Here is a 10486-nt window from a genome sequence, read left to right as displayed (position 1 = left end):
TTATTTTGGTATGCGACTACTAGAGTTAGTGGTCGCAGACCTTTTTTCTTAACTCAGTGAAAAGCCCTGCACCATTATGGTAGATACCATTATGTTGATATTCATTGGTAACATGCAGGCGCATATCCTGATAAGCGCGTGCCGTACTCATTGAGTGGGTAAAAGGAACAAAAATATCATCCAGGTATACAACTGCTGCTGACACGGGGGCTGATTGGGTTAATACTGCAGTATCATAGGGCGATTGCTGCCAGGTATGTGCGGCAAGATCGTGCGCACTTTGAGCAAAAGGTGCTAGCGTGGGGTCTTCGTCGAAAAGCCAGGGGAAAATATGTTCACCGGTGAGATAGAACTTCTGTGCAGAATGAGGATCTGCGTTTTCTTCAAAACCTTCGATCTCTTCCCGGATGCGATGAGCTGACCAAGCGGTTGGCTGTGTAGTGGAAACGCCGCCATAAATAGATTCGTGAATCGCGGCATAAAGTGGACCATATTCAAAGCTTAGTGAGTTACCACACTGGTTTAAGAAGTCGCGTTTTAGCCGCTTCTCCCCTTTGACTAGGTGGAAGGGATCTTCAAGAAGATACGCTAAATTATGGAACCCATCGCCACGTCCTAATTCGATACCTAGGGTACGAAAACGTCGTGAGCTTAGTCGTTCTCCGGTAGCCAGGCGTTCATCACTATTATCGAGATGATCGGCAATTTCTCTGATTCGCGAAACTGCGAAACCATATTCAGCAAAAAACTGTTCTTGACGATCCGCTAAAGCGGAAAAAGTTGCTCGATACACCTCATCAATATCGCAATCAGTAGCTGGCAACCCGCCGGTGAGATAGGCGTGCTCAATTGATTCTGGATAGGAAGAAAGATAGCTAGTAATACAAAAGCCACCAAAACTTTGACCAAAAAGACTCCATTTTTGCACACCAAGAGCTTCGCGTAGTGCTTCGCAATCGTAGACAATATGTTCTTGGCGTAGCAGAGCTAAAATATCTGCTTCTAATAGAGATTCATCCGAAGAAGAATCAATACGAGTTGAGCGCCCGGTGCCACGCTGATCCAACAGTAGAACTCGGAATTCTTTTAATGCCTGCCCAATTACCCCAGAAATATTGGTTGGCCGTGGTGCTGGAAAACCAGGACCACCTTGTAGATACACCATGACCGGGTAGTCTTCTCCACCTGGTGGAATAATCTCGCGGGCAAAAAGTTCAAACATGCGCCCAGGATTTTTATGATCCCACGGTAAACTAGCTCGATGTTCTTTAATGGTGTGTCCAAGGTGTATGGATTGGCTTGTGTGTAGATCAGTTATGCTTGCATACATAATTTTTATTTTAATGAAGATGAAGAGTAAGTCTCTGGCTAGTTACACTCATAACTATGTATCCACGCACTGTTGCTGATTTTCGTACCAATATTGACCATATTTCCGCTCGTATTACCGATGCCGCTCAGCGTGCCCAGCGCGATCCTCATGCAGTGCGTTTAGTCGCAGTAAGCAAAACGCACCCCGTTGAACATGTACAACTCGGAGTTGATGCTGGGTTGAGGGTACTTGGTGAAAATAAACCACAGGAATTAGCTGTCAAAGCCCAAAATATTACCGGAGTATCCTGGTGTGCTATTGGTCATGTACAGCGTAATAAGGCACGAGAGATAGCTCACTTTGCCGATGAATTTCATGCTCTCGATTCGCTACGACTTGCTGAGACACTACATAAACGGCTTATCGACGCCGATCGAACTCTTACAGTTTTAGTGCAAGTCAACACATCTATGGAAGCGCAAAAAGGTGGTTTTCCTCCCGATGAAGTTGCTCAATTTCTCGACCAAATCGCTGCTTTTGACCGGCTACAAGTACGTGGCCTTATGACAATGGCAGCTTTAAGTCCAGAGGAAAAAATAGTACGTCACGCTTTTTCCTCTTTACGAGAGCTCCGCGATCAGCTCGCACCCAACATAGCTGATGGAATGAGCTTAGAAGAATTATCCATGGGAATGTCTGGCGATTTTGAGTGGGCTATTGCCGAGGGCTCAACCTGTGTGCGCATTGGCACAGCACTTTTTGGTACCCGCCCTATTCAGGGATAAACCTTATGCTTGCTGTCCTACACGGATTTTTTATTATCTTTACGGTAATTTTCGCCGGTTATCTGTTAAGTCTCACTGCCATTATTTCTTCAGAAGAGCAGCGGCTCATATTAAATAAAGTGGCTTTTTATCTAGCCACACCAGCATTGATCTTTACCGTTTTGGCCAAAGCCAAACCAGAAACACTAACCAGTCCCATCATTGGTATTTCTACGATAAGTGCACTACTAACTGCTAGTATCTTTGTGCTTTTTATGCGCAGTGACCGTGCCTCAACAACTATTGGTGCGGCCTCAGCAAGTTATGTAAATTCCAATAATATTGGTTTGCCAGTCGGAATTTATATGCTGGGTAATGCTGCTTATGTAGCACCACTTTTGCTTGTGCAGATGGTCTTTTTTACCCCTATTATCTTGGCTTTGATTGCTCCTAGAAAAAATTGGCACTCAATTATCCGCGCAGTATCTTCGCCTATTGTTATTGGTAGTGTGCTCGGAATGTGCGTTAGTCTACTGCGCATTGAGATACCAGGGTTGGTTATGGATCCGTTAGAACTTATTGGCGGGGCAAGCATTCCAATGATTCTATTAAGTTTCGGTGCCTCTTTGCGCGGGGCGAAACCATTAAGTAATAGCATTTACCGACGTCCCATGCTATTTGCCACTACCTTAAAAGTAGTCATTATGCCAATGGTTGCTTACTGCATCGGACGGTTATGCGGGCTTCCTGCCGATCAACTCTATGCCGTAACTATCCTGGCAGCACTTCCTACTGCCCAAAATATTTACAATTATGCAGCGACCTACCAACGTGGTGAAGCAGTAGCTCGTAACACGGTATTGCTCAGCACTTTTTGTTCTTTACCAGCAATGCTCATTATTGCTGCTTTGTTAAGCAGCTAGTAACGCAAAAACTAAAACTCCGCCCGATAATAAAACTAGGGCGGAGTTTTTCTGTTTAGGATTCGTCGGTAGATAGTGCGGCCACAAAGGCTTCTTGTGGCACTGAGACCGAGCCTAAGGTCTTCATTCGTTTCTTACCAGCTTTTTGCTTTTCCAAGAGCTTGCGTTTACGCGAAATATCGCCGCCGTAGCATTTCGCTAACACATCTTTACGCATAGCGCGGATATTTTCTCGGGCAATCACCTTGGTGCCAATCGCTGCTTGGATAGGAACCTCAAATTGCTGGCGTGGGATCAGTTCTTTGAGTTTCTTGGTCATTTTATTGCCATAGAAATTTGCTGAATCTCGGTGAACAATCGCGGAGAAAGCATCAACTGGTTCACCGTTGAGCAAAATATCTACTTTTACTAGGTTGGCTTCCTGCTCGCCTGCTTCCTCATAGTTTAACGAGGCATAACCTTTAGTACGCGACTTTAAAGCATCGAAAAAGTCGAAAATGATCTCACCGAGTGGCATAACATAGCGCAATTCAACACGATCCTCGGATAGATAATCCATCCCACCTAGTTGGCCGCGCTTGGATTGGCATAGCTCCATGGTGGTGCCAACAAAATCGCTCGGTACAATAATCGTGGTTTTTACCACTGGTTCATATACCTCACGCAGTTTTCCGCCCGGCCAATCGGAAGGATTATGCACCTGAGTTTGAGTACCGTCTTCAGCTACCACCTTGTAGCTTACCGAAGGCGCAGTACTAATGAGGTCAAGATCAAATTCGCGTTCCAACCGGTCGCGGGTAATCTCCATATGCAATAGCCCCAGAAAACCGCAGCGGAAACCAAAACCAAGTGCCACCGAGGTTTCTGGTTCAAAAGTCAGTGAAGCGTCGTTAAGCTGTAGTTTTTCTAGTGCATCACGTAGATCTGGAAAATCTGCCTGCGAAATTGGGAAGAGACCGGAATACACCATGGGATTAGGCTCTGCATACCCTTGCAAGGGTTCTTCAGCTCCATTGTGGGCCCAGGTAACTGTGTCACCGACTTTAGACTGGCGCACATCTTTCACACCGGTAATCAAATAACCAACTTCACCGGGGCCTAATCCATCACATTTTTTAGGTGTTGGCGAAACAATGCCGATTTCTAACAATTCGTGCACCGCACCAGTAGACATCATCTTAATGCGCTGACGCGGGATAAGCTTGCCGTCGATCATACGGATATAGGTGACCACGCCACGATAAGTATCGTAAACCGAGTCAAAAATCATTGCTCGCGCCGGTGCAGTATCTGGATAATCGGTTGTCGGAGCTGGAACCAACTCAGCAACCTTGTCGAGCAGTTCTGCTACGCCTTCACCAGTTTTACCTGAAACACGCAAGACATCTTCGGGTTCACAACCAATAATATTGGCGATCTCTAGTGAATATTTCTCTGGATCAGCTGCCGGCAAATCGATTTTGTTTAACACTGGAATGATTTCTAAATCATTTTCCATCGCCAAATAAAGGTTTGCCAGCGTTTGGGCTTCGATACCTTGAGCAGCATCAACCAACAAAATGGCACCTTCGCACGCCTCGAGTGCGCGCGAAACCTCATAGGTAAAATCCACATGGCCTGGGGTATCAATCATCTGCATGACAATCTCTTGACCGGCATATGGCCCTAAGCGAGGTACCCACGGCAAACGCACATTTTGTGCCTTAATAGTGATGCCGCGCTCACGTTCAATATCCATATTATCGAGGTATTGATCGCGCATATCGCGTGCATCCACAACATTACTAAGCTGTAAAATGCGATCCGCAAGCGTTGATTTTCCGTGGTCAATGTGGGCAATAATGCAGAAGTTTCTGATCATCGACGGATCGGTAAACGTCTTCTCCGCATAGTTCTTTGCCATTACACACCTTTCTTTACAGTGGCAATAACCCTACCTCATTCGACTACTATTTTTCATTTTGTAACGCTTTGACGTTTATCAGCGTATAGTCCTATGTCAGGGCAGAAATGCCAGTGGCTTACAACGCATTTTATAACCTTGGTGATTAACAATGAGTTCATTGTGGAACCGGCTCATTTCTTTGATGCCTCGCCGACCCCGCGAAATTCGAAACTCACTCGATGAGGGACTTGGTCGACTCAACGCTCGACTAGGGCTAAATACGGCAACACATAACCAGACCTCTCAGCGAGTCATGGCTACCTGTCATGTCACCAAAACGACCGATGTCGCGCGTAGTATTTTTTATGCTCCAGATATGGATGGCCAAGTAGATCCCGGTGAAATTGTGTGGTTTATTGCTCCCGTCGATAAGCACTCTGGTGAAGAACGTGCCATGGTAGTTATTGCCCGTACTGGCGACACCGTATATGGACTACTTATTTCAGCTAATGCTCATCATGACAAAGAAGAAACTTGGCTTGATATTGGAGCTGGCCCTTGGAACAAAAAGGGGCATAATGCCTGGGTCCGTTTAGATAAGGTCATTACGGTTCCAGAAACTTCACTACGTAGGGAAGGCTCAGTAATTCCTCAACAACGCTTTGATCGCATCGCTCGCCGACTACGCAAAGATTATGGTTGGGCTTAACCTCATTAATGCTTGTCGACGTCTGTCTACGGTGTGATTGCAACTAACTATTGGTTGTTCAACGTACAATCATGCTAGGCTGGGCAATCGTTGAAAACAACAACTGAATATCGTCTGTGTTTCGTAGCGGTCAAGACCTTGGGTCCGTTCCACAGAAACACATCGACAAGATGATATTCGCCGATCCGACAATCCTGCGGATCGGGACATATTATTTTTAAGAGGTAACTCACATGGCAAACATTAAATCCCAGAAGAAGCGCATTCTCACCAACGAGAAGGCTCGTCAGCGTAACCAGGCAGTTCGTTCTGCTGTTCGCACTGAGATCCGTAAATTCCATGCTGCTGTTGAAGCTGGCGACAAGGCTGCTGCCGAAGCACAGCTACGTATTGCATCTCGTAGCCTGGATAAGTCTGTTTCTAAGGGTGTTTTCCACCGCAACAACGCTGCGAACAAGAAGTCCAAGATGGCTTCTGCGTTGAACAAGATGGCCTAATAAGCTTGATAAAAGTCCTATCGTTTTTTACGATAGGACTTTTTATTATTTACCAATAGTTATCCGATTCCGGCTAAAGCTAATACAGCAGTAACTAATAACGCGCTACCGGCGATAAGGAAAAACACCCCGGCAACCCGATCAATCCAAATAGAAAAAGCCAAAAAACGACGTTGCATTGTTGTGGTTGAAAGAAGCGCAGCTAATAATCCAAAGCCAACAATAGAACTACTGACAATAATTGCGATAATAATCAGCGCCGTGGTTAGACTCGGATTAGCTGGCATCACTGGTGCGATAATCGCAGCAAAATACAGCACTATTTTTGGATTACTAAGATTAGTAAGTAATCCCTGCCGGTAACTTATCCGTGGGGTACCAAAAATTTCATTAATATCTTTATCTGGGCTTGCTGGTTGAGCACGCAGCATTGACCACGCTAACCAAAGCAGCCAAATAGCACCAAAGATTTGAAAAATACGAAAACCTGTCGGATGGCCCTGAATCAGTGCGGCTGCCCCAAAAACTGTCAAACTAACCCAAAAAGCTACCCCGGTTGAAATACCAGCTATTGCCGCAAAAGCATGTACCCGCGAACGAGTAGCCAGGCGAGTAATTAAGAAAATATCTGGCCCTGGGGTAATCATTCCCAATAGATTCAAGCCAATTAAAGTGGCGATAAACTCAAGCGTCATTGTCACCCATACGACGTGCTAACTCTTCATTACCAAACATCAGCGCAGTATCAATTGCACTCGGATGCCCAACATATGGATCGGCTCCGGCACTAAGAAGTGCTTCAACAATATCGGGTTCTTTTTTAAAAATTGCCCCGGCTAATGGTGACTGTCCTCGATCATTAAGCTTATTAACATCGCCACCTCGTTGGATCAATCCTTCTAATAACGCTAACTGTCCAGAATATGCAGCCAGCATAAGGAAAGTGTTACCATCCTGGTTCATCAAATCTACCGCGATACCATTATCGATATAGTCCAATAATGCCATCTCACCGCTACGGGCGTATTCAAAAAGTTTAGTAGCTAGTTCTTGAACGTCCTTATCAACGTCCTCATAAAAAGCTTCGTTAGGGCTTGTCATGCGAAATATTTTAGCGTGCCCACTCAGCAATCCTGCGCACTGCGTCTTCTAAGGCAAACTCTGGATCACCCCCCTGTCCTTTTACTGTCGCATCAAGATCAGCCATAAGAATGACTGCATTGCTTATGTTTTCTCCCGACCAACGCCGCGCTACTTTAGCTGTTTTTTCTACTACAAATGGTGCCATACCTAATTGTCCAGCAAGTTGTTGCGCATTAATTCGACCCGTTGTGGAATAAAGCCGGGCAATACCAGAAACTTTCATGCTTAATGCTGTTGCTAAGGCTACTGGAGACACTCCTAGTTGTAATGCTCTTCGCAAACTTGCTACTGCACGGCTGGTTTGACCAGAAACTGCTAAATCAGCGACATCAAATCCCGAAACTTCAGCAACACCTTGGTAGTAATTGCGTACTGCTGCTAAATCAACGTTTCCATTAGTATCTGAAACCAGTTGTGCTGCTGCTGAGGCTAGCTCACGAAGATCACTGCCTACCCCTTCTAACAGCGCAGCCACGACATCTGGAGTAGGTCTAATACCTAAATCACGAAACTCCTTTGTCACCCAGGTACTTAACTCATAGTTTTTTACCTTTGGAACCTCATGCACTTGTGCCACTTTACGTAATTTAGTGGCGTAGGATTTTGCTCGTCCGGCACCAGTGTGATGAATAATCAGGGTATTTCCCTCACCAGGATCCATAGCAGCATGAAGAATAAGCTCAGCAGCTTCTTTGCCAGCATCTTCCATTTTGTTAAAAACAATAATGCGATCTTCTGCAAAAAGGCTAGGTGATAGTAGCTCGATAAGATCTGGTTTAGTTACCTCCCCAGCTCGAATAAGCGTAACTTGATCACTACGTTGAGCAATAATGCCACGACGTACGCGTTCTGCTAAAAATTCTTCTTCACCTAAAATGAGATGCACCGATTCCACGGCTTAATAGTAGCTAAAAGCGTCCATCCGCTGCTTTTTGGGTTCCGTCGTTACGCAAATACACCTGCCCATCACGATAAGGAAACATAACAGGTATACCATCGCTACGAATTGTGGGGTGATTCTTTGCTCTTCCTTGAGCATCACGAACCACAATTAAATCGGCATCTTTAACTTTTTGTGCTTCCTCTTGGGTATCAACAACCACTGTTTTTATCTGTTCAGGATCAACATATCCTCTTGGTACACCACAACAGATAACGCCTATTATGACCACCAGGTAGCCAATTTTCTTTACATAAATTGCATACAGCACCCAACAAGCAATAAGCAATGCGATAGAAACCGGAACGTAAATAATAGCAAAGGGCAATTGTGAGCCAACTCTAGCTACTAAGCTCACCCACGATGCTAACGGAGCAATCACCCACAGGAAAATACTTGCTATTCCAGGAGAAAATAACGCCACAATGCATGCGGCTAAGCCCACCAAGGTAATTGGAGCAACTACTGGTGCGACTAAAACATTAGCGATAATAGAAACAAGTGAAATCTTGCCCACCATTACACTTACTAGTGGCATTGTTACTAGGTCTGCAGCTATAGCAACAGCAACCATCCGGGTAACTATATCTGGTAATTGATAGTGCGCTAATTTGCTATAGATAAACGGATATAAACACACAATTCCTGCGCTTGCTGCCGACGATAAGGCAAAACCAAAAGATACTGCCATTTCGCTATCCCACAACACAACTGCTATAACAGCAATACTCAACGCATGCATAGGCGGGGTTCGCGTATGACTTAGCATCGCTATGAGTCCCACTACGCCCATAACAAGTGCGCGTAATACGCTAGGTTCATAGCCAACTACAACAACAAATATTCCTAACGTACTTACTGCTCCGAGAGTACGGATAACTGGACCACAGCCTAAAAACATTAAAAAAGCAACTGTAGCTGAGGTAACAATAGCTACATTTCCACCAGAAACAGCAGATAGATGAGCTAAACCAGTATCTAGATAATATTGCTTTGCCTGCGCATTCTGCCCACTGGTATCTCCTAAGACCATCGCCGGAATAAGTTCTTGTGCTGCACTATTAGTCACACGTTCTATTGCCTGACTAAAACACTGATGTACGTGCTCGACCCAACGATGAATACCACCTGCTTGTCGTATAATTTCAACGTTGCGAGCAAAAACAAAGAAGTGGTTAATTCCGGCCGCATCTATTTCTTTTATCGTAGCCTCCACTAACACCGTGGACCCCACGCTAAGCTCTGGATTAGTTGGAGTCATAACCGGTAGTGCAGCCGGATAATCATCGATACGCATCATTGTAAGCCAGCCACCGGTAATTTCTTTTGGTCGCTGGCTTACCTCAGCATAAAAAGAATCAGGTAATATTGTGCGCTGTGCTCGATCCCGGCGCAGCGTACTGACAAAGGCACTACATATTCCCATACACAAAGTAGGTAGTAGCTGGCTGCGTTCAATCAACCATGCCAGTACCGGTGCTACGAGTAAAAAAGCCACTACAAAAATCCGAGTGTCAGTTAACACCACAATTAAACTAGCAAGCCATACTGTCATGGCAGCTGGGACTAATCGGAGTTCACTCACACCGTGATCTCCTGAGAAAGTGCCTCGAATTTCGCTGCACCAATGCCTTTGACCTCACGAAGCTGTTCAATATTACGAAAGCCACCGTGAGTCTGCCGATAAGAAATAATCGCTTCAGCGGTCTTGGATCCTACTCCAGAAAGTGTCATCAGCTCGGCGACACTAGCAGTATTCAGATTCACTAAGGTCGTAGCAGCTGTTAATGCGTTGGGATCATTAGCTTGCTCGATTGGCTCAGCGCTATTAGGCACTAGGATTTGTTGCCCATCAGTAAGCATTTGAGCATGATTAATTCCTAATACATTCGCACTTTCTTTGACTCCAGCACGCGCTAAGGCATCGGCAACGCGTGCTGTCGGAGTAAATGTGTATAACCCGGGTTTTTCTACTTCTCCAATCACCGATACCACCACAAAACTAGAAGCTGAGGTCGTAATAGGGGTTGTAATAACAGTCTCTGCTATTTCTTTGGCATAAGTAGGCGGATAACTCGGTGCAGGGGTGCTGCGCTGATTGGCTACCAAAACAATAATCACTACGCAGACTATGGCAATAACAACAACATGGTGGCGGTGAATTTTTAATCGCGGTGTAGGATAGGCGACTTTAAGTATGTCCTCATCTCCAGTAGGACGAATAACATCAGCTAGCCGATCAGAAATAGTTTTCATATTTCTACGCTAGATTGCCTTAACCAGGCTCATCGATACTCACGGTAAAAATGTGGA

General features: G+C 45.3%; 11 protein-coding genes. 4 read left to right on the top strand and 7 right to left on the bottom strand.

From position 1 onward, the window contains the following. Positions 1 to 25: 25 nt before the first annotated feature. The gene (locus UL82_RS03520; RefSeq protein ID WP_046439038.1) at positions 26 to 1330 is read right to left on the bottom strand and encodes an alpha/beta fold hydrolase; all 1305 of its coding nucleotides are present in this window, start codon (positions 1328 to 1330) and stop codon (positions 26 to 28) included. A gap of 56 nt (positions 1331 to 1386) precedes the next feature. Between UL82_RS03520 and UL82_RS03515 the strand changes: the two genes are divergently transcribed. Both UL82_RS03515 and UL82_RS03510 read left to right on the top strand, forming a co-directional pair. Beyond that, positions 1387 to 2097 (top strand): YggS family pyridoxal phosphate-dependent enzyme, encoded by a 711-nt coding sequence (locus UL82_RS03515; RefSeq protein WP_046439037.1) that lies wholly within the window; start codon positions 1387 to 1389, stop codon positions 2095 to 2097. Positions 2098 to 2102: 5 nt separating this feature from the next. Next, positions 2103 to 2999, top strand: coding sequence for an AEC family transporter (locus UL82_RS03510; RefSeq protein WP_046439036.1), 897 nt, complete (start codon positions 2103 to 2105; stop codon positions 2997 to 2999). A 55-nt stretch (positions 3000 to 3054) separates the two neighbouring features. Here UL82_RS03510 and lepA read toward each other — a convergent pair whose 3' ends face one another. Next, a complete protein-coding gene (gene lepA / locus UL82_RS03505) occupies positions 3055 to 4902 on the bottom strand; it encodes a translation elongation factor 4 (protein WP_046439035.1) in 1848 nt (615 codons plus the stop codon). 151 nt (positions 4903 to 5053) lie between these two features. Between lepA and UL82_RS03500 the strand changes: the two genes are divergently transcribed. Beyond that, positions 5054 to 5593: a type II toxin-antitoxin system PemK/MazF family toxin gene (locus UL82_RS03500; protein WP_083966404.1), complete on the top strand. Its 540-nt coding sequence runs from the start codon at positions 5054 to 5056 to the stop codon at positions 5591 to 5593. Positions 5594 to 5826: 233 nt separating this feature from the next. Then, on the top strand, positions 5827 to 6090 hold the full coding sequence (rpsT, locus tag UL82_RS03495) for a 30S ribosomal protein S20 (protein ID WP_046439033.1): 264 nt from the start codon (positions 5827 to 5829) through the stop codon (positions 6088 to 6090). A 59-nt stretch (positions 6091 to 6149) separates the two neighbouring features. Here rpsT and UL82_RS03490 read toward each other — a convergent pair whose 3' ends face one another. Genes UL82_RS03490 through UL82_RS03470 form a run of 5 tightly spaced genes read right to left on the bottom strand, consistent with a single transcriptional unit; the run spans position 6150 to position 10429 of the window. Then, positions 6150 to 6785 carry a LysE family translocator gene (locus UL82_RS03490; protein WP_046439032.1) on the bottom strand — a complete coding sequence of 212 codons (636 nt, stop codon included), beginning with the start codon at positions 6783 to 6785 and terminating at the stop codon, positions 6150 to 6152. Then, the gene (locus tag UL82_RS03485) at positions 6775 to 7191 is read right to left on the bottom strand and encodes an ankyrin repeat domain-containing protein (protein ID WP_046439031.1); all 417 of its coding nucleotides are present in this window, start codon (positions 7189 to 7191) and stop codon (positions 6775 to 6777) included. The genes UL82_RS03490 and UL82_RS03485 overlap by 11 nt, the downstream gene beginning before the upstream one ends. A 10-nt stretch (positions 7192 to 7201) precedes the next feature. Then, positions 7202 to 8128 (bottom strand): DNA polymerase III subunit delta, encoded by a 927-nt coding sequence (gene holA / locus UL82_RS03480; RefSeq protein WP_046439030.1) that lies wholly within the window; start codon positions 8126 to 8128, stop codon positions 7202 to 7204. Positions 8129 to 8141: 13 nt separating this feature from the next. After that, positions 8142 to 9758 carry a ComEC/Rec2 family competence protein gene (locus UL82_RS03475; RefSeq protein ID WP_046439029.1) on the bottom strand — a complete coding sequence of 539 codons (1617 nt, stop codon included), beginning with the start codon at positions 9756 to 9758 and terminating at the stop codon, positions 8142 to 8144. After that, entirely contained in the window at positions 9755 to 10429 is a 675-nt protein-coding gene (locus UL82_RS03470; RefSeq protein WP_046439028.1) for a ComEA family DNA-binding protein, read from the bottom strand. Before UL82_RS03470 ends, UL82_RS03475 begins: the two co-directional genes overlap by 4 nt. Positions 10430 to 10486: the final 57 nt, after the last annotated feature.

It is taken from the genome of Corynebacterium kutscheri, assembly GCF_000980835.1.
GTDB classification, from domain to species: domain Bacteria; phylum Actinomycetota; class Actinomycetes; order Mycobacteriales; family Mycobacteriaceae; genus Corynebacterium; species Corynebacterium kutscheri.
This window is presented reverse-complemented; position numbering and strand designations above follow the sequence as displayed.

What these genes read in the sequence shown, in the direction of transcription:
- UL82_RS03470 (WP_046439028.1), bottom strand. Translation starts at nt 10,429, where the DNA reads ATGAAAACTATTTCTGATCGGCTAGCTGATGTTATTCGTCCTACTGGA.
- UL82_RS03500 (WP_083966404.1), top strand. Translation starts at nt 5,054, where the DNA reads ATGAGTTCATTGTGGAACCGGCTCATTTCTTTGATGCCTCGCCGACCC.
- UL82_RS03510 (WP_046439036.1), top strand. Translation starts at nt 2,103, where the DNA reads ATGCTTGCTGTCCTACACGGATTTTTTATTATCTTTACGGTAATTTTC.
- UL82_RS03515 (WP_046439037.1), top strand. Translation starts at nt 1,387, where the DNA reads ATGTATCCACGCACTGTTGCTGATTTTCGTACCAATATTGACCATATT.
- rpsT (WP_046439033.1), top strand. Translation starts at nt 5,827, where the DNA reads ATGGCAAACATTAAATCCCAGAAGAAGCGCATTCTCACCAACGAGAAG.
- UL82_RS03490 (WP_046439032.1), bottom strand. Translation starts at nt 6,785, where the DNA reads ATGACGCTTGAGTTTATCGCCACTTTAATTGGCTTGAATCTATTGGGA.
- lepA (WP_046439035.1), bottom strand. Translation starts at nt 4,902, where the DNA reads ATGGCAAAGAACTATGCGGAGAAGACGTTTACCGATCCGTCGATGATC.
- UL82_RS03520 (WP_046439038.1), bottom strand. Translation starts at nt 1,330, where the DNA reads ATGTATGCAAGCATAACTGATCTACACACAAGCCAATCCATACACCTT.
- UL82_RS03485 (WP_046439031.1), bottom strand. Translation starts at nt 7,191, where the DNA reads ATGACAAGCCCTAACGAAGCTTTTTATGAGGACGTTGATAAGGACGTT.